The sequence below is a fragment of the Bacillus sp. XT-2 genome, assembly GCF_025696525.1.
GTDB lineage: Bacteria > Bacillota > Bacilli > Bacillales > Bacillaceae > Bacillus > Bacillus halotolerans.
Genome location: NZ_JAHVOC010000001.1, coordinates 294,117 through 313,691, shown reverse-complemented (window position 1 = coordinate 313,691; position 19,575 = coordinate 294,117). Strand labels below are relative to the sequence as shown.

19 protein-coding genes and 2 other annotated features are annotated in these 19,575 nt (G+C 44.4%); of the genes, 1 reads left to right on the top strand and 18 read right to left on the bottom strand.

Going from position 1 to position 19,575, the window contains the following annotated elements; translation table 11 throughout:
• Positions 1-9: 9 nt before the first annotated feature.
• From KXD37_RS01625 to valS, 15 genes are all read right to left on the bottom strand, one after another.
• Positions 10-351: a ribosomal-processing cysteine protease Prp gene (locus KXD37_RS01625; protein WP_069487111.1), complete on the bottom strand. Its 342-nt coding sequence runs from the start codon at positions 349-351 to the stop codon at positions 10-12.
• A 2-nt stretch (positions 352-353) separates the two neighbouring features.
• Entirely contained in the window at positions 354-662 is a 309-nt protein-coding gene (gene rplU, locus KXD37_RS01620) for a 50S ribosomal protein L21 (RefSeq protein WP_003222620.1), read from the bottom strand.
• 13 nt (positions 663-675) lie between these two features.
• Positions 676-753: a sequence feature (ribosomal protein L21 leader region), on the bottom strand.
• A 57-nt stretch (positions 754-810) separates the two neighbouring features.
• A complete protein-coding gene (locus KXD37_RS01615; protein ID WP_044154177.1) occupies positions 811-1,677 on the bottom strand; it encodes a M50 family metallopeptidase in 867 nt (288 codons plus the stop codon).
• The gene (locus KXD37_RS01610; RefSeq protein WP_024122352.1) at positions 1,670-2,464 is read right to left on the bottom strand and encodes a M23 family metallopeptidase; all 795 of its coding nucleotides are present in this window, start codon (positions 2,462-2,464) and stop codon (positions 1,670-1,672) included. Before KXD37_RS01610 ends, KXD37_RS01615 begins: the two co-directional genes overlap by 8 nt.
• Positions 2,465-2,613: 149 nt before the next feature.
• Entirely contained in the window at positions 2,614-3,420 is an 807-nt protein-coding gene (gene minD, locus KXD37_RS01605) for a septum site-determining protein MinD (RefSeq protein ID WP_024122353.1), read from the bottom strand.
• Position 3,421: 1 nt separating this feature from the next.
• On the bottom strand, positions 3,422-4,102 hold the full coding sequence (gene minC / locus KXD37_RS01600) for a septum site-determining protein MinC (RefSeq protein WP_024122354.1): 681 nt from the start codon (positions 4,100-4,102) through the stop codon (positions 3,422-3,424).
• Positions 4,103-4,154: 52 nt separating this feature from the next.
• Positions 4,155-4,673 (bottom strand): rod shape-determining protein MreD, encoded by a 519-nt coding sequence (gene mreD / locus KXD37_RS01595; RefSeq protein ID WP_010335162.1) that lies wholly within the window; start codon positions 4,671-4,673, stop codon positions 4,155-4,157.
• Entirely contained in the window at positions 4,670-5,542 is an 873-nt protein-coding gene (mreC, locus tag KXD37_RS01590) for a rod shape-determining protein MreC (protein ID WP_188323188.1), read from the bottom strand. Before mreC ends, mreD begins: the two co-directional genes overlap by 4 nt.
• Before the next feature lie 29 nt (positions 5,543-5,571).
• Positions 5,572-6,585, bottom strand: a complete 1,014-nt coding sequence (gene mreB, locus KXD37_RS01585; RefSeq protein WP_010335164.1) for a cell shape-determining protein MreB — start codon at positions 6,583-6,585, stop codon at positions 5,572-5,574.
• 91 nt (positions 6,586-6,676) lie between these two features.
• Positions 6,677-7,372 carry a RadC family protein gene (gene radC, locus KXD37_RS01580; protein ID WP_024122357.1) on the bottom strand — a complete coding sequence of 232 codons (696 nt, stop codon included), beginning with the start codon at positions 7,370-7,372 and terminating at the stop codon, positions 6,677-6,679.
• Positions 7,373-7,409: 37 nt separating this feature from the next.
• Positions 7,410-7,979, bottom strand: a complete 570-nt coding sequence (locus KXD37_RS01575) for a Maf family nucleotide pyrophosphatase (protein WP_024122358.1) — start codon at positions 7,977-7,979, stop codon at positions 7,410-7,412.
• A 150-nt stretch (positions 7,980-8,129) separates the two neighbouring features.
• On the bottom strand, positions 8,130-9,128 hold the full coding sequence (locus KXD37_RS01570; protein WP_106020200.1) for an SPOR domain-containing protein: 999 nt from the start codon (positions 9,126-9,128) through the stop codon (positions 8,130-8,132).
• A gap of 132 nt (positions 9,129-9,260) precedes the next feature.
• Positions 9,261-10,007 (bottom strand): prepilin peptidase, encoded by a 747-nt coding sequence (locus tag KXD37_RS01565; RefSeq protein ID WP_127696691.1) that lies wholly within the window; start codon positions 10,005-10,007, stop codon positions 9,261-9,263.
• A gap of 140 nt (positions 10,008-10,147) precedes the next feature.
• Positions 10,148-11,440: a bifunctional folylpolyglutamate synthase/dihydrofolate synthase gene (locus KXD37_RS01560; RefSeq protein ID WP_151174403.1), complete on the bottom strand. Its 1,293-nt coding sequence runs from the start codon at positions 11,438-11,440 to the stop codon at positions 10,148-10,150.
• A 59-nt stretch (positions 11,441-11,499) separates the two neighbouring features.
• Positions 11,500-14,142 (bottom strand): valine--tRNA ligase, encoded by a 2,643-nt coding sequence (valS, locus tag KXD37_RS01555; protein ID WP_103672514.1) that lies wholly within the window; start codon positions 14,140-14,142, stop codon positions 11,500-11,502.
• 59 nt (positions 14,143-14,201) lie between these two features.
• Positions 14,202-14,424, bottom strand: a binding site (T-box leader).
• A 166-nt stretch (positions 14,425-14,590) separates the two neighbouring features.
• Here valS and KXD37_RS01550 point away from each other — a divergent pair.
• Complete coding sequence (locus tag KXD37_RS01550; RefSeq protein ID WP_024122364.1) at positions 14,591-14,782, top strand: hypothetical protein; 192 nt, start codon at positions 14,591-14,593, stop codon at positions 14,780-14,782.
• A 19-nt stretch (positions 14,783-14,801) separates the two neighbouring features.
• Here KXD37_RS01550 and cotN read toward each other — a convergent pair whose 3' ends face one another.
• From cotN to hemL, 3 genes are all read right to left on the bottom strand, one after another.
• Positions 14,802-15,827, bottom strand: coding sequence for a spore coat protein CotN (gene cotN, locus KXD37_RS01545; RefSeq protein WP_263463215.1), 1,026 nt, complete (start codon positions 15,825-15,827; stop codon positions 14,802-14,804).
• Between the two features lie 32 nt (positions 15,828-15,859).
• Positions 15,860-18,127 (bottom strand): LysM peptidoglycan-binding domain-containing protein, encoded by a 2,268-nt coding sequence (locus KXD37_RS01540; protein ID WP_263463214.1) that lies wholly within the window; start codon positions 18,125-18,127, stop codon positions 15,860-15,862.
• A gap of 134 nt (positions 18,128-18,261) precedes the next feature.
• Positions 18,262-19,554: a glutamate-1-semialdehyde 2,1-aminomutase gene (gene hemL, locus KXD37_RS01535; RefSeq protein ID WP_127696687.1), complete on the bottom strand. Its 1,293-nt coding sequence runs from the start codon at positions 19,552-19,554 to the stop codon at positions 18,262-18,264.
• Positions 19,555-19,575: the final 21 nt, after the last annotated feature.

The window sequence follows — 19,575 nt, the reverse complement described above, 5'->3', positions numbered from 1 at the left end:
GCTCACCTCCTATATTATGTTTGTGGTCACACGCAAGTGATCTTTATAATCCCGCTCAATTGTCTCTAACGAAACAATCATGCCTTCAATCAGCAACTGAGCTTTTTGGCGCGCCTCCGGATCAAGAGATTCAGGGAATTCAAAGTAGAAATAACCCCCGTCTTCTCCTATATCAAGAAGCGGCTCGAAGCCCGCCAGCGCGATGACCGCGTTAACGGATCCAAACACAACGGCTGTTACTCCGGCACAAACGAGATCTTGTCCATGTTCAGCAAAGTTGGCGTGGCCCGTCATTTCAAAAGACAATAAGCTTTTGTCAGTACGGGACCGTCTGATTGTTGCCTGAATCATGCTTACGCGTTGATTTTTTCGATCGTCACTTTAGTGTAAGGCTGACGATGACCTTGTTTTTTATGAACGTTTTTCTTTGCTTTGTATCTGAAAACAGTGATTTTTTTCGCGCGGCCTTGTTTTTCAACTTTAGCCGTTACTGTTGCGCCTTCAACTGTAGGGTTGCCGACTTTCACATTGTCTCCGCCAACAAACAAAACGTCTTCAAAAGTAACTGTTTCACCTGCTTCAGCAGCAAGTTTCTCGATGTAAACAGTTTGGCCTTCTTCAACTTTAATTTGTTTACCGCCTGTTTTAATGATTGCGTACATTCTCTGCACCTCCTATTAGACTAAGACTCGCCAGATACCAGGGGGCTGTAAAACAACTCTTAACACCTGTACTGAGCGGTTGTAGCATTGGTGCTACATCCATAACATTAAAAAATATATCAGAATACAAGGCGTTTGTCAATCGATTTTAATAAGGGAGCAGCAGCTCTTCCATAGAGGAATTTGTCCGCTTATCAGCAAAGTAGGCATGCAGCACTTCATTCTCATCCAGCTGGCTTAGCTTCTCTCCGGATTTTTCTATAATAATAGGATGCTTACAGCCTCGTTTGAATTCCGCCATGACATGATAGACTTTGTCCTCAGCATTAACGGTAAGCGGTAGCAATTTTTCAAGCTCACGGTTTTTCCCATAATATCTTTCCAGGAGAAACCTCACATGGATGTAGTGTCTTTGCCTGTACTCCTCAAACAGAGAAACAGCCAGAAAGACAAACAAAACCCATGCGCTGATTTGCAGAGGAACCGCAAATAAAACCCAGCATGCGAGAAGCAGGCAGCACACAAGTGAAGTCTTCAGATTCAGCCGGTGCGCTTTTTGAAAAGACAGATGCTTTGAAAAAATTAAAAATAACAGCTTGCCGCCATCAAGCGGCCAAATCGGCAGCAGATTCACAAATAAAATAGATAGATTATAAAATGTAAACAGTTCAAAGGTCTGCTGATCAATTATTGAGAGGCCTGCAATCATCCAAGCCGCAAGCTGAAGCCAAATGTGCTGAAGAGGTCCGGCAATAATAACCGCAAACTCTTCCTTTAACGGCCGATTTCCGTGCTCTTCCACTTCAACTGTTCCTCCAAATGGCAGCAAAAAAACACGCTTGATTCTCCAAGAAAAAAACACGGCCAGAGCGGCATGCCCCAGCTCATGGATCAGAACAATCACAAGCAAACACAGCAATGCTTTCATATGCCCTGTAATCAGCCCCAGCGCCATGATAATCCAAAGAAAAGGATGAACATGAATTTTCAAGATGAGGTCAAGCCATTTATTCAAATGAGATCACCTGAATCGGATCAATAAATTTGTCGCCGTCTTTCATGGCAAAATAATAGAGCCCTTTGTTATGATCATCGAGTTTAATCGAACCGAGCTTTTTGCCTTTATCTACAAAATCATATAAAGCGACATCCACGTCTTTCAGTTCACCATAAATGCTGTAGGTATTGTCAGCATGCTGCACTTTCACTGTCAGCCCCGTCTCACCATCTTTACTGACTTCAACAACATAGCCTTCTTTTATACAATCGATTGTATCGCTGCTTGTTTCGACTTTAATGCCTTCCCCGTTGTCCTGAAAATCCTGCTGAACTTTACCAGATGCGGGTGCGACGAGATCCTGACCCACTTCAACCTGCTGTTCCTTATTTTTCTTTTCAGGAGCGAGAAATGCAAGCGGGCTGCCAAATTTCGTTTCAAACCAATGGCTTGCTGAAGCAAATTGAAATTCTGTTTCGAAGGTTTGTGCAACGACCGGCTTGATCTGGCTGACGGGTCCAATATTTGTTTTATAGGCTATGGCAGAAACAAGAACAAGGCAGGCCGATAGAAGACATTTCAGAATAATTGAGTCTGTTTTCACCAAAGGGTGTCTTCCGCTGAAATTCGAATTGCCATCTTCATATACCGGGAGGGTTCCATGTTTTTCCTGATCAGACATCATGACCCAGGACGGCGGTTTTTGCTTTTCGGAACCTGTCTGAGTAGGGAAACGTTTTGAGCCGGAAACCTGTTTCCTTCTTTTCTCTAATCGTTTTCTGATTTCATCTGCTCTGTGACTCATTGCCATCATCCTTTGCATTCGTTGGGTTTGTACATCATATGTCTTGTCCACGGCAATTATTCGATTTACCTTCAGCACAGAGCAGTCAGAAACAAAAAAATCTGACACAGCATTTGCTTTGTCAGATTCTTCTCTTTTATTCTATGAAATTATGATCTTACTCCGAAAAATGACTTAATCTTAGCCATCATTCCCTTGTTTTGCTCTTCAAGCACCTGCAAAGGAACAGATTCGCCTAAAATGCGGCGGGCAATATTGCGATATGCGATGGAGGCGCGATTTTTAGGGTCCATTGCAATCGGTTCGCCATGGTTAGATGCCTTAATCACTTCATCATCATCGGCAACGATACCGAGCAAATCAATCGACAAATGCTGAACGATTTCATCGATATCCATCGTGTCACCGTTTTTCATCAGGTGATTTCTGATTCTGTTTACGACGAGCCGCGGCGGTTCAATATTTTCTTCTTGTTCCAAAAGCCCTATAATGCGATCAGCATCTCGCACAGCTGAAATTTCAGGCGTTGTGACCACTACCGCCTTGTCAGCCCCGGAAACGGCGTTTTTGTATCCTTGCTCAATTCCTGCGGGGCAGTCTATGATGACATAATCAAATTCCTGCTTGAGCTCTTGGACCATAGTTTTAATTTGTTCAGGAGCAACAGCCGTTTTATCGCTCGTTTGAGCAGCGGGCATTAAATAGAGCAAATCATCAAAACGTTTATCCTTTACGAGCGCCTGATGCATTTTACATCTGCCCTCTACAACGTCTACGAGATCATAAATAATTCTATTTTCAAGACCCATTACTACATCCAGGTTGCGCAGTCCTATATCAGTATCTACTAAACATACACGCTTCCCTAAAATGGCTAAGGCGGTACCGAGGTTAGCAGATGTTGTTGTTTTACCTACTCCGCCTTTTCCCGAAGTTATTACGATAGCCTCACCCAATTCACATTCCTCCCTCAAGCCTTGTTAGATCAGGTCTTAAATGAGCCAAATGTTGAAGGCGTTCAATGACCATATTTCCGTCTGTATCTAAATAAGCACATTCCATTTCGTTCCCTTTTTGAATGTGGTCTGGGGAGCGATTTAACACGTGATTGATTCTTAACTGTGTCGGCAGCATTTCAGAGGCAGCAATGACCGCATGATTATTTCCGTTAAATCCGGCGTGGGCAATCCCTTTCAGCGAACCCAAAACAAAAATGTTTCCGCCGGCTCTGACTGTCCCGCCCGGGTTCACATCTCCGATTAGAAGCAAATCGCCCTTCACCTCGAGCACTTGGCCTGAACGGACAATTTTTGAAACAGAAATAATTTCAGCTTCCTCTTTCATACGCTGTGCTTCTTTTTTAGTAATGACTTCACTCTCAATAGAATGAACAAACAAATCTTTCTTTGACGCAATTAATTCGGTCAGCTGTTCCTCTTGCTCCTGATATAAGCAGCGATTGCCCAGCTTAATGTGAACGCTGATTTTCTGGCCTTTTCCATCTGTATATTGTTCAATTGACAGCATATTCTGAAGACCATCGAGAAGCTCATCAAAAGAACATGCATCATCAAGATGCAATGTCAAACCATTCTTTGTTCCTTTTATCGTTACATATTGCTGCTTTTTGGTCTTCACAATATTCACCTCAACAACATACTCATTTCGTCAAAAAAAGATAAAATCCTTTTTACTCATCTCTCAATTCTTTCTTTAGACTCATAAAAAATAATCTAAATGGGAGAACCAGGATGAGTGCGCTTATCATATTTAATAAAACTGTCGGTATAAACCGGTCTAGCACAAAGCCATTAAACGTCATAATGTCTTTGTGAATCAGCGACTGAATGCCGAATACATAAAATTCAAGCAGGCAAACTGCAAGAACAGCAATCAGGATGACGACAAAAGCGTTTGTGTGCAGCACTTTAAACGCTTTTGATGCCAAATAGCTTAGCCCCGCAAAGCCAAACATATAAACACCTAATAGACTTGTATAATTCATATCATATAGAAAGCCGAAAATAAAACCGTAGATCACCGCGTGTTTTTGATTGATAAAAGCCGACATAAAAATCAGCACAAGCATCAGAAAACGCGGGACGAGCACCTGGTCATCCGTGACGAACGGGAAATGCACCAGATCAGTAAAGATGCTTTCCGCCGAAAAAACCAACATCATAACGAAAGGGAGAAGGAAACGTTTCACGATCCTTCCTCCTCTGTATCGACAGTCGGCACATCACGATTAACAACGATCACATTATTTAAATCAGAAAGATCAGCCGCAGGTTTTACATAGGCAACTTTCGTTAATCCATAAGAGTCAGACTCGATCTCAGTCACTTCACCGATTGTCAGCCCTTCTGGAAATACGCCTCCTGTGCCCGACGTTTCGATCAGATCGCCTTTTTTCACATCTTGTTTATCCTTGCGTTCGATTATGGTCATCTTAAGCCGTTTTTTGTCTTTATCATAGCCTTCGATTAAACCGTAGCCTTTGCTGCCTTTTTTCCCGGAAATGGTTGTTGCGACTCTGTTATTCCGGTCAGTATCGCTTAAAAGCTGGACCGTAGACGTAAAGTTATTAAGGCCGGAGCTTTTAATCTTCCCGATTAATGCGCCTTTTTCGTTCGTTACAGCCATATCTTTCGCTACGTTTTGCTGAGTCCCTTTGTTAATAGTCACCTGCTTCGCCCAGTTATCAGGACTTCTGGCAATGACTGTCGCCAAAATCGGCTTGTAATCTTTTATTGATTTCACATGGCCGAGTTCGTCACGCAAGGATTTGTTTTCGTCTTCAAGTTCTTGGAGCTTGGCTTCATATTTTGTCTGTCCGTCAAGCTTTTCTCTCAGACGCTCGTTTTCTTCGTATGTGTTTTTTAAATCACTAACGTTCTCAAATATCCCTGCAAAAAATTCGGCAGGCGTATGAAAAATGTTTTGAAATACTCCCGTCGTATCACCGATCAGTTTCTCAGGCCAGGTGGTATTACGGCCGTCCTTCAGCGAAAATCCAATCATAGCCACCAATATGATAATACACAGAAGTAATAGCATTAACCGTTTATTCGGCATCGTGTTACACCTCTTCTATTGAACTCCCGTTATCTTGTTTTTCCTTTGAAAAGATGGATGTGCTCCAGTGCTTTTCCTGTACCGATCGCTACACAATCAAGCGGGTCTTCAGCGATAAGGACCGGCATTTTTGTTTCTTCGCTGATGACTTTGTCCAAATTACGAAGAAGCGCTCCGCCACCGGTTAACACAATACCTCTGTCCATGATATCTGCGGCAAGCTCAGGCGGTGTTTTTTCAAGTGTGCTTTTCACTGCCTCTACAATAGTTGACACAGTGTCACGCAAAGCGTTAGAAATTTCTTTTCCAGTAATTTCGATCGTTTTCGGCAGACCTGTCAGCAAGTCACGGCCGCGGATTTCCATTTTATCGGATTCTTCTGCGGATTCAGCAGAGCCGATATCCATTTTAATCGCTTCAGCAGTGCGGTCCCCGATCATCAGGTTGTATGTTTTTCTGATGTAGTTGATAATCGCATCGTCCATTTCATCACCGGCAACGCGGATGGATTGAGATGTTACAATACCTCCGAGGGAAATAATCGCAACTTCTGTCGTTCCGCCACCGATATCAACAACCATGCTTCCAGTCGGTTCCCAAACCGGCAGATTGGCGCCGATAGCCGCAGCAAACGGTTCTTCGATCGGATACGCGTCACGCGCTCCGGCTTGTCTTGTCGCATCGATAACAGCACGCTCTTCAACCGCAGTAATGCCGGATGGCACACAAACCATCACATAAGGTTTTCTGGCAAACATGCCTTTATTTTTAATGGCCTGATTGATGTAATATTTCATCATGGTAGCCGTCGTTTCATAATCAGCGATAACGCCGTCTTTCATCGGGCGAAGAGCTACTACGTTTCCAGGAGTCCGTCCGATCATATTTTTCGCATCATTTCCGACAGCAACAATCGATTTCGTATCCGTTTGCAGAGCAACGACTGACGGCTCTCTCACAACAATTCCTTTACCTTTCACAAAAACAAGCGTATTCGCAGTTCCAAGATCTATACCAAGGTCTCTTGTACCAATTCCAAACATATGTATGTATCTTCCTTTCTTAAAGCAAAAATACCCTAAAGGGAAAAACTCATAAACTCTATTATAGCTTAATTCGACGAAAAAAAAAGTGTTACAAATATCCTTTTTCCTTTAAACTCACAAATTTTTTGTCGCCAATCACCAAATGGTCAAGCAGCTCGATGCCAATCAGGTTTCCGCATTCAAACAGCCTTCTTGTCACTTCAATATCTTCCCTGCTCGGCGTCGGATCCCCCGAAGGATGATTGTGGATACAAATAAAGGAAGCGGCAGATCGTTTGAACGCTTCTTTAAATACCTCCCGGGGGTGGACAATAGATGAATTCAGACTTCCGATAAAAACAGTGCGTTTATGGATGACTTGGTTTTTTGTATTTAAATATAAACAGACAAAATGCTCCTGGGTTAAAAAGCGCATATCCTCCATGACCAGGTTTGCGCCGTCTTCCGGGGAGCGGATTACAAAATGTTCTTCATTGGCTAGTTTATGAATACGGCTTCCCAGTTCAACTGCTGCCAGTATTTGCACAGCCTTCACCAGACCGATTCCCGGGATGCTGGACAGCTCCTCAACGGAAGCTTCTTTCAGCAGACGCAGCCCGTCAAACGAGCGCAGAAGCCTGTTTGAAAGGTTCATAACAGATTCGTTCTTTGTGCCTGTCCGCAATAAAATAGCCAAAAGTTCGTTGTTTGCTAAGTTCTCGGCTCCGACTTTCAGCAGCCGTTCTCTAGGTTTTTCTTTCTTTGGGAAATCTCTGAGTTTTAATGGCAGATCGTGTATGATCAAGCCCTCCTTTTCTTTCCCTTCCCGTTTATAAAAATCGTCAGGCTTCTACATCAAAATCCTTCAGAACTCTCATTGTTTTTGATATAGGGAGCCCTACGACTGAATAATAATCTCCGTCTATTTTTTTTACAAAAAGTGCGCCTTTTCCTTGGATGCCGTAAGCACCTGCTTTATCCATCGGTTCTTTCGTTTCAATATAAGTCCAAATATCTTCTTCACTGAGGGGCCAAAACACAACCTCAGTCTTATCATAGAACGTTTCGCTGTGATTTGCAGCTTGAATACTGACAGCGGTTATCACTGAATGACTACGGCCGGAAAGCCTGCGGAGCATAGCAGCGGCTTCTTCTTGATCTTGCGGTTTGCCTAGGCACTCACCGTCAAGACATACCATTGTATCAGCACCGATTACGATTGCGCCCGGATTGAGATCGGCCACAGCCTTAGCTTTTTGTTTTGCCAACCATTGGACGTTTTCTTCAGGTGAAAAGTTTCGATTTAATTTTTCCTCTACTTCACTGACAATAATGGTGTAGGGAATCTGAAGCAGATCGAGGAGTTCTTTTCTTCGCGGAGATTGTGATGCAAGTATAAGCGGCTTAGCCATGTTCGTCATCCTTTCAGGGTTTGCTTAAGAAAAAAAGATACTCATTTATCCTACCAAATCACGAGGCTCGCCACAATTTCAGAAAAATAACTTTTTCATGACAAAATAAAAAAAGCCTGTCACTAAGGACGAAGGCTCAGGCACTTTCTATTATTTAATTACGGCTAAAAGCTGCTGCTGAGCCTTCCATCCGGCTTCAGCACTTGGGTCCTCTAATTCCTTTAACGCCTGCAAAATTGCTTTTTTCTCTCCCGTTTCAGCTGCTTCTGTTTTACCGAGCGAATTTTTTATTTTTTCAACACTCGCTTTTGTAATATCTTCTCCCAGGATCGCCTTCGCTGAGAGCTCCGCTGTTTTCTTGAAAGGATCTGTCATATCCGACTCTATTGATAAAGATAGTTCCTTGCCCCCCCAGGCTTCAAAATCGCTGTCGATTAAAAGCTGCCCTACCTGCTGTGATACAGCCTTATCACTTGCCAGGCCCGCGATGACATACGTGTACCCGTCATCCTTTGACAGGTAAACGGCGGAATATCCTTTTTCAGTCAGCTGTTCAGTTAACGTCTCTGCACCCTTTTCATTTGAAAACTTTCCTGCTTGCACTGCATATGTTTTATATGTACCTTCCGTTTGTGCCGCTTGTTTTTCTCCGGCGGTGCTTTGTTTCTCCGCAGCTGTATCTCCTGCTTTTGCCGTCTGGCTGCCTAAAGAGGCATCTAAAGAGGCTGGCGCCGACGCTTCTTTATTGCCTGATATATTTAATGCAAATAACCCTAAGCCGGTGCCTAAAACCGCTGCAAAGGCAATCGTTGCCGCCACTCTTTTTACCGGCTTGGCCGTCCCTGTCTTTCCTTTTGAATAGAGCTTCGATTTTTTCTTTTGATAGGGCGGAACAACTTTGGGATCATCTTTAAACACCTTATCCTCCTCTGAATCCCAGTTAAATTCATCTTCATCAGGATGTTCATGGGAGGCTGCAACCTCCTGCTCCGCCTTTCTCTTTTCCTCCCAATTTGAAAACGTCATGTTTTTTTCTTGCTCTGTCTTCGGTGTCTCCTGCTCGTAAACTGTTTCTTCTTTTCCATTAATCGTCACCTTAAGGGCTTTTTCTTCCGCTTTACTGATTTTTTTTTGCTTCCTTTTTTTCAATTCTGCTTCCTCCCTTCATTTGTGTGACCGTTCTTGTGGCTTTTCATGCTACACACTTTAGCACAGGCGAAAAAAAAAAGAACAAGACTTTTGTCGTCTTGTCCAAAAAACGTTCGTCAAATTTTTCATCAGTCAGCCTAACGCCGTTTTGACATAAAAGGAAATGATAGAGTCACCGTATAAATAAGCGAAAATGCTTCCTGCCGCAATTGCCGGGGCAAAGGGAATCGGCTGTTTTCTGGCCAGCCTTCCGAACAGTACAGCGGCAGCTCCGTACAATGCGCCTATAAAAACTGAAAAGAAAAAGGCGGCAGCAAGCATTTTCACACCAAGCACAAGGCCGATAACGGCAAATAATTTAACATCCCCTCCCCCTATTCCTCCATGAGTGATGACGGCAATAAAGGCCAGTAAAAGAAAACCGGCAGCCGCGCCTATAAAGCCTTCATACCAAGAAAGAAGCGGAGAAATGATTCTGCCAGCTGCCAGAAAGGGAAGAAAGAATAGCAATATGCGATTTGGAATCAGCATAAAGTGAATATCTGTCACAGAAACAATAATTAGAAGAGATAGAAACACCAACGCAACAATCAGTTCCCAAGACAAACCAAAACGAAATCCCGCGGCTGCAAATAAACTCGCTGTCGAGAGCTCTGCCGCCGGGTACATAAGAGAGAGCTTTTGGCCGCAGCTTTTGCAATTGCCTTTTTGCAGAATAAAAGATAAAACAGGGATTAATTCCGTCGGGGTTAGGGTTCGACGGCAAAAGGAACATGCTGAACGCGGACTTATGATGGATATGTGCAAGGGGATACGGCATCCAACCGTATAATAAAATGAACCGAGGATAAGGCCGAGGACAAAAAGAATCTGAATCATAGACAACACACCTTTACTCTCTTTAGATTATGCTATGGATTGTAGCACAGCAAGCATATTGATCTATAATAAGCAATTTTAGATTTTGACAGAAAAAATCCCGGCAGAATATCATTATTGATTCTGCCGGGCCAAAGTCATTACAGCATTCTTTTTCGAATGTCAGAAATAAAATAAAGTGATCCCGTAATGAGCACGATATCATTTGAGCCTTTTTTGCTTTCTATTAATTTGATCACATGCTCCGGATCTTCATTCCAGCTTTTGCTGCTGATTTCACTAGCATCATACAGATCTTTCGCAAGAGAAGCACGCGGAAAATCAAAAGAAGCAAAATGAATCGAGTGCGCGATCGTTTCCAGTTTCTTAATCATGTCATGATACGGCTTATCCTTTAACGCACTGAACACCACACAAATATCGGAATCTGGGAAACGCTGCTTCATCGTTTCAGTCAGCTTATCGATCCCTTCTTCATTATGGGCGCCGTCTAAATATACCGGCGGATGTTCCTGAACCAACTCTAATCTGCCCGGCCAAGCAGCCTTTACGAGCCCGCTTCTTAACGCAGAATCACTCATTTCAGCAATGTTTTCCCTGTTAAGCCACTCGGCAGCCAAAATGGACAATGCCGCATTTTGTCTTTGATGCGTACCGATGAGAGATGTTCGAATATCTTCATAACACGTTTCTCCGGTTTTTAAAGAAAACTGTTCTCCTGCAGGGAGAGCCTTTTCATTATAAATCCTGCTTGTATCATGCAATGACTGAAAAGGAGCAGATTTTCGCTCAGCTTCATGCTGGATTACCTGTAAGGCTTCCGGCTGGGTAACGGCTGTCACGATCGGAATGCCTTCTTTTATAATCCCGGCTTTTTCGCCTGCGATTTCTTCAATGGTGTTTCCTAAAATGTTCATATGGTCGTGTCCGATACTTGTGATGACGGTTAAAAGCGGCTCGACAACATTAGTAGAATCGTACCTTCCGCCCAGACCTGTTTCAAAAATAACAAAATCGACCTGATGATACGCAGCAAAATATAAAAATGCACAAGCCGTCATAATTTCAAATTCTGTCGGCTGACCGTGTTCAGTTTGATCAAGCTCTTCAACGATCGGTTTCACCTGATTAACGAGTGTGACCCACTCCTCATCTGTAATAGGTGTGCCGTTTACGCTGATGCGCTCATTAAATGTGATGATATAAGGCGATGTAAACGTACCGACAGTGTATCCCGCTTCTTGCAGCATAGAACGGATAAAAGCGACAGTTGATCCTTTGCCGTTTGTTCCCGCCACGTGGAGCGCGCGGATTTTCTTTTCAGGATGGTCCAATCGCGCCATCAGCTGCTTCATTCGATCAAGACCGGGCTTCACTCCGAATTTTAGACGGCTGTGAATCCAGCTGCGCGCTTCTTCATATGCAGTAAACAATGATAATCCCCTCTTTTATAAGACAAGGCGGTTTCTCAAGAAACCGCCTCGGCTTTTCATTAGCCCTTCAGCTCAGCCATTCGTTTTTGAACAGCGTCACGCTTTGCCACATAATCTTTCTCTTTCTCACGTTCTTCATCAATTACGTGTGCAGGCGCTTTTTTTATAAATCCTTCGTTTCCAAGTTTCTTTTGGACACGCTCGACTTCTTTCGTCAGCTTATCGAATTCTTTTTGCAGACGGGCGATTTCTTCATCGATATTAATTAAACCTTCAAGCGGAAGTATGACCTCTGCTCCTGTGACAACTGCCGTCATTGCTTTATCAACAGCTTCGATATCTGTACCGATTTTCAGCGCGCTCGGATTTGTAAAGCGTTCCACATAAGAACGGTTTGCTTCGAGACGGGCTGCGACCTCGTCCGTGCTCGCTTTAATGTACAATTCAACTTGCTTGCTCATCGGTGTGTTTACTTCGCTGCGGATATTACGCACAGAACGGATCAGTTCAACGAGAAGCTTCATGTCAGCAGCAGCTTCAGTGTCTGTATGCTCAGGCACAACAGCAGGCCATGTGCTTACAGTAATGGATTCTCCTTGGTGAGGCAGGTGCTGCCAAATTTCCTCCGTTAAGAATGGCATAAACGGATGGAGCAGGCGCATCGTTTGGTCCAGAACATAAGCAAGAATGGAACGGGTTGTTTTCTTAGCCGCTTCGTCTTCTCCGTATAGAGGAAGCTTCGCCATTTCAATATACCAATCACAGAAATCGTCCCAAATAAAGTTATATAAATGGCGGCCGACTTCACCAAATTCATATTTATCAGCTAGCTGTGTCACACTTTCGATCGTTTCGTTTAAACGCGTTAAAATCCACTTGTCAGCTACTGATTTCTCACCTGAAAGATCAAGCTCATCATATGTCATGCCATCCATGTTCATTAATGCGAAACGAGAAGCGTTCCAAATTTTATTGGCAAAATTCCAAGTCGATTCCACTTTTTCATAGCTGAAGCGAAGATCTTGGCCAGGAGAGCTTCCAGTCGCCAGGAAATAGCGAAGAGAATCGGCTCCGTACTTGTCAATCACGTCCATCGGATCGACACCGTTGCCAAGAGATTTACTCATTTTTCTGCCTTGCTCATCACGGATTAAGCCATGGATTAAAACATCTTTAAACGGACGTTCGCCAGTAAATTCAATCCCTTGGAAAATCATGCGTGACACCCAGAAGAAAATGATGTCGTAGCCTGTAACGAGAACGTCAGTCGGATAATAGCGTTTAAAGTCTTCAGCTGTCAAATCAGGCCAGCCCATAGTGGAGAAAGGCCAGAGCGCAGAACTGAACCATGTATCCAGCACGTCTGTATCCTGCTCCCAATTTTCGCTGTCCTCCGGCGCTTCAAGACCGACATATAACTCGCCTGTTTCTTTATGATACCAGGCAGGAATGCGGTGGCCCCACCATAATTGACGGGAAATACACCAGTCGCGGATATTTTCCATCCAATGCAAATACGTTTTTTCGAAGCGGTCAGGAACAAAGTTGACTTTTTCTTCTTTCTCCTGCAATTCTATTGCTGCATCAGCAAGCGGCTGCATGCGCACAAACCATTGGGTAGAAAGATAAGGTTCAACAACTGCTCCGCTTCGTTCACTATGCCCGACAGAGTGCAGATGATCCTCGATTTTGAAGAGAACGCCTGCCTCCTGTAAATCTTTAACGAGCTTTTTGCGGCATTCAAAGCGATCCATGCCTTGATATTGCAGCGCATTTTCATTCATCGTGCCGTCTTCATTCATGACAAGAATGCGCTCTAAGTTATGACGGTTGCCCAGCTCGAAGTCGTTCGGATCGTGGGCAGGCGTAATTTTTACCGCACCTGAACCAAATTCCATATCAACATAGTCATCGCCGACAATCGGTATTTCACGATTTGTGATAGGCAGAATAACCGTTTTTCCGATAAGGTGCTTGTAGCGCTCATCTTCAGGGTGAACCGCAACGGCTGAATCACCAAGCATCGTTTCTGGACGTGTCGTCGCGATTTCAATTGAACCTGATCCGTCAGCAAGCGGATAGCTCATGTGATAAAACGCGCCTTGAACATCCTTGTAAATGACCTCAATGTCTGATAAAGCTGTTTTTGTTGCAGGGTCCCAATTTATGATGTATTCGCCTCTGTAGATCAAGCCTTTTTCATAAAGTTTGACGAACACTTCGCGAACCGCTCTGTTTAAGCCTTCATCAAGCGTGAAGCGCTCACGGGAATAATCAAGGCCAAGCCCTAATTTCGCCCACTGGCTGCGGATGAAGTCAGCATACTCTTCCTTCCACTTCCACGTTTCTTCAAGGAATTTCTCACGGCCTAAATCGTAACGGCTTGTGCCTTCTTCACGAAGTTTCGCTTCAACTTTAGCCTGTGTCGCAATACCGGCGTGGTCCATACCCGGAAGCCACAGTACATCATAACCCTGCATGCGTTTCATTCTTGTTACAATGTCTTGCAGCGTTGTATCCCAAGCGTGGCCAAGGTGAAGCCTTCCTGTTACGTTTGGCGGCGGAATAACGACAGAGTACGGCTCCTTTGTCTGATCGCTGCCTGCTTCAAAAAACTTACCTTTTAGCCAAAAATCATATCGGTCTTTTTCAACCGCAGCCGGATCGTATTTCGTCGGCATTGTTTGTTCATTCGTTTCCATCATAACCCTCCAGCATGTTTAAAATGGCTGAGAACGAAAAAAGAGCCCTTCATCCTTGGGAAAAGGACGAAAAAGCTCTTTCGCGGTACCACCTTTTTTCATGAACTTTGTCAGTTCATGCGCTTCAACGGATAACGGGGGTTTCCCGAATTTCTCTACTCTTCTTTCAAGAAATTATGCTCCCGGGCGACCTTCCAATCAGACAACATAAGAAGCCTTTCAGCAAGCGGCTCCTCTCTCTGCATGCGTCTTTCTTGTACTCTTCCCGTTCTAAGCAGGTGTATCTATCAGCTCATTATATACTTTATTTATGTTCTTTATTATAGTAAAAGTGTTTTTGATTCGTCAATCATCTTTTCCAAAAATACTGCGTCCTATACAAGATGGGCAGGCACCTATTGACCAAGTATACATATGATGCTTGTAAATGCGTTGAGGAGGATGCACCGTGAAGAAACGTTTCAGCTCTTATTCCCTGCCGCCGTGGGTCAGGCAAATTCGGCTTGTATCCGCGCAAGTGATTATCCCGATTACGATTTTCCAAGGTATCAGAACCATTTTCTTTCCGACAACCTTTGATGTCTTGCTGCTCGCAATATTGATTCTGTTAGCCTGTGCGCTTCATTTGGAATGGATATAAACAAACAAGTCCGCGCCAATTAAGACGTGGACTCGTTTTCCGCCTGAAATTTTTTCTCTTGTTCAATTTGATGGATTTTCATCACAAACGGCTCAATATTTTTCATTTGCCAGTATGCCTTTAATAAGTGTGTACATTCATCTTTTTCACGCCGTCTTTTCCCGGTCTGATAGCGGTTCAGCACTTTGTACACCGCTGCCGGATAAGCCATGTAACTGAGAAAAAGACTGATTTCAGCCTCATGCAGAGGAAATGCTTTCGTATATGCATAAAACCAATCGACACACTCCGGACAAGCTTTTGGAAAACCGCTGAACATTCGTGTGTAAAAGCCGAGCAAGTCGTTATGCGGCGGCCCCACAGACGCTCTCTCAAAATTCGTAAAGTATCCGGTCCCTGCATCATTATACAGAAAATGGTGAATAGACAGGCTGCCGTGGGTAATGACAACCCTTGAGGAGCCTTTTTCTTTTGCCGTTTCATACCAGTCCTTAATCCGCTCAAGCGCAAAGTTTACGGCGGAAATGGTTTCTGAATAATAGGTTACAGCCTGCAATTCAAAGGGGGAAAGGTACCATTCTTTCTCAGCTCTGTCTACAAACTGTTCATAAATGACCTTTTCATTTTCCCACTTTTTTCTCGTTTGTTCATAGTGGTGTTCAATGTCTTCACGCCTGACCTTGATTTCCTGCGCAGTTCTCTCGTGAAGGCGGGCTGTTTCTCTAAATAGATAGGCATGTTTCTGATCCCGCTCTTCCTCTTGGTCAAATTGGAGCCAAGGCATTAAGTAATAGGAGTCTCCAGTTTGTACGCCCCCGGAGAAAAACTCTCCCCCATTTGTTCTGTAAATGGGAACAAAGGAATGAAAGCCTTTTTCCTCAATTGCCACCATTTGATCTGTAAAATGTTTGCCGCGAACCGATTTCATTTTTTTCAGCGCAAATACCCCATAATCTGAATACACTTTCCACACACGAGAACTGACTGGCTCAATAAATTGAGCCGTCAGTCCGTATTCCTGAAGAACCGATTGGACATCTTCCATTCCATTCACCACATTTTCCGATCGCTTACGGCTTACGCATGGCTGCTGTTGTATTGAGGGATATAAAGAATCTGCCCTGCTTTCAATTCATCATCCAGCGCCAAAGAATTCATCCTGATCAGCTGCTGGGAGGTAATGTCGTACCGTTCGCATAAACGTTCAATGGTATCTTCCTGCTGAACAATACAGATTTTCATTCTAGAAAACTCATCCTCTTCTCTCGTAAAGAGTTTTGTTAAATAAAGAGAATTATGATTTTCCTTTGTTTCAGTTCCCTTTGTTTGAGCAGCAGGAACAGCCCCAGCAATAGCATCTGTTTCCTTCCTTTCAGGTTCGGAAGTGTCTGGCAGCTGGTAAGAATGAAAAGACGCCTCTTCCTCAGGTTCTTCAGGTGTAGGTGTTTTTCTCACTTCAATTTCAAAGCTTTCTTTCTTCTGCTCTTCTTCCTCCAGCAGCTTAGGCGCTGAATAAAAGGAATGCTCTTCTGAATCTTGTTCCGGCAGGAAGGTACGGTAGGCCGGCGTAAGCTCTTCTTCCTGAGATTCCTCTTCAGCACTTATCTTTTGATTAAAATGCAGGGTTGGAGCTGCTGCTTCTTCCTTTAAAAGTGCAGCTGGCGCTTCTTCCTGCTCTCTGCTTCCTTCTAAAGAAACAACGTCTTCACGTATAGTTTCCTCGACTTCCTCCGGTTGTTCTGCATCCTGTCGAGGTGCAGGCTCTATGTGATCCGATAGCTCCGATTCTGTTTTTTGGGATTCTTGACGCAGAGCATGCTCAAGAATAGGAGAATCTGGCTTTTCTGTTTTTTCTTCACCACGCTCAGCCTCTTGCTGAAGCTCAGCTTCTACAGCAGGTGATATTTCCGCCGCTGAAACAAGCGGTTTTGACAGTTCAGCCTGCTCTTCTTCCGTCTCTGCTTTTTCGCGGATCTCTATTCCTGAAGCAGCCTTTGGGGAATCTGCTTCTATTGTTTCCGCTTCCTCACGAAGCTCTGCCTCTGAAAGAATGAGCTCCGGCGGCTTCGCTTCTTTCGCATTTATATCTTTGCTGTCCTCTGCTTTTAAAGCCAATGGCTCTGATCGCTCAGCTTCTTCCTCTTCATTTTCCTGTTCTTCACGAAGCCTCGCTTCCGAGACTAGAAGCTCCGGCGGCTCAGCTGGTGCTTCTTCCGCTTTTATACCGCCGCTGTCCTCTGCTTTTAAAGCCAATGGCTCTGATCGCTCAGCTTCTTCCGCTTTTATACCTTCGCTGTCCTCTGCTTTTAAAGCCAATGGCTCTGACCGCTCAGCTTCTTCCTCTTCATTTTCCTGCTCTTCACGAAGCCTCGCTTCCGAGACAACAAGCTCCGGCGGCTCAGCTGGCGCTTCTTCCGCCTTTATATCTTCGCTGTCCTCTGATTTCAAAGCCAATGGCTTTGACCGCTCAGCTTCTTCCTCTTCATCTGCTTGCTCTTCACGAAGCCCCGCTTCCGAGACAACAAGCTCTGGCGGCTCAGCTGGCGCTTCTTCCGCCTTTATATCTTCGCTGTCCTCTGATTTCAAAGCCAATGGCTCTGACCGCTCAGCTTCTTCCTCTTCATCTGCTTGCTCTTCACGAAGCCTCGCTTCCGAGACAACAAGCTCTGGCGGCTCAGCTGGCGCTTCTTCCGCCTTTATATCTTCGCTGTCCTCTGATTTCAAAGCCAATGGCTCTGACCGCTCAGCTTCTTCCTCTTCATTTTCCTGCTCTTCACGAAGCCCTGCTTCCGAGACTAGAAGCTCCGGCGGCTCGGCTGGCGCTTCTTCTTCGCTGTCCTCTGCTTCTAAAGCAAATAGCTCTGGCGGCTCAGAAAAACCTTCATCAGGAGCTTCATAGAGAGGAATGTCTTGCTCTCTGTCTGCTGTGTCATCAAGAAGGCCTTCTATTGCTAAATCAGCCTGGATCGTCAGGATGCGCGAGTCTGTTAGTTGATAGTCAAATGCATCAATAAACACAAAAACTTCATGTAAATGACTGACTTTATTTTTCGGGATGGTAATATCGACAGGAAAACAATGAGTCAGTTCCGCAGTTCCATCCTCTCTCGTTCTGACCTCTTCGACAAACCGCTTATCGGTATAAAACTCTTCAGTATTTTTGCTCTGATCTATGTTGTACTCACCTGTAAGTTCAAGCGATCCTCTGATTGAAACGTAATCATTTACTTCCTGAACCCTAATATCAGGATCTAATGAAATGGAAAGCAGTTCAGAAACTTCCTGTCCTTTTTGGAAACAGATCGATTCTTCTACAGAAAATTGCAATCGATGATTTTGCGGCAAGTTCATATCCTCCTTTCATCTAATCCTTAAAATTAGATGTCACTAAAGGTGTATGTATGAAATGGAGAAAATATGAATGGGGAAGCATAGAAAAACCGGTACAAGGATGTCCTTGATACCGGTTTTTATCGTACTTATCCGCGGCTGATCTCAGCGAATACGTTCTCAGCTGCCTGAATTGTTTTTTCAATATCTTCATCAGTATGAGCCGTCGAGAGGAAAAGCCCTTCAAATTGAGACGGCGGAAGGAACACACCTTCGTTTGCCATTCCTTTATAATACTTGGCAAACAGCTTCAAATCCGATGCTTTGGCTGTTTCATAATTGATGACAGGTTCATTTGTAAAGAAGAAACCGATCATTGAACCTGCGCGGTTAAAGGTATGCGGAATACCGTGCGCCTCTGCCGCTTTTGATATGCCTTCTTCCAGCCTGTCACCTTTTTTCATAAAGGTCTTGTATGATTCAGGCGTGAGCTGCATTAATGTTTCGAGTCCAGCCGTCATCGCAAGCGGGTTGCCTGACAGCGTACCTGCCTGATAAATCGGACCGCTCGGAGCAATCCGCTCCATAATTTCGGCTTTACCGCCATAAGCGCCGACAGGCAGTCCGCCCCCGATTACTTTTCCTAAGCAAGTCAGATCAGGCGTTACGCCGAAATAGCCTTGAGCGCATTTGTAATCGACCCGGAAGCCAGTCATGACTTCATCAAAAATCAGCAGCGTGCCGTACTGTTCAGTAATATCACGCAATCCTTGCAGGAAGCCTTCTTGCGGCGGAACTACTCCCATGTTTCCGGCAACCGGTTCTACGATGACGCCTGCAATATCTTCACCGAACTGTTGGAATGCAAGCTTTACACTTTCTAAATCATTGTACGGAACGGTGATGGTGTTTTTCGCTATTCCTTCAGGTACGCCCGGGCTGTCAGGCAGACCGAGTGTTGCCACTCCTGAACCCGCTTTAATCAGCAGAGAATCTCCGTGTCCATGGTAGCAGCCCTCAAATTTTAAAATCTTATTGCGGCCTGTATATCCTCTTGCCAAACGAAGCGCGCTCATGGTCGCCTCGGTTCCCGAGCTGACCATCCGTACAATTTCTACTGACGGCACTCGGTCAATGACGAGCTTCGCCAATTCATTTTCCACCTCAGTCGGAGCTCCGAAGCTTGTCCCGTATTCAGCCACTTTTTTGAGGCTCTCTACAACGCGGTCATTTGTGTGTCCTAAAATTAAAGGCCCCCATGACAAGACGTAATCAATATACTCATTTCCATCAATATCATAGATTTTAGAGCCTTTTCCGCGCTCCATAAAAATCGGGTCCATGTCTACCGATTTAAAGGCGCGAACGGGGCTGTTTACACCGCCCGGCATGAGTTTTTGCGCTTCTTTAAAAGCCGCTTTTGATTTTTCATAGCTTCTCATCTGCCTCAACTCCTGTCAACT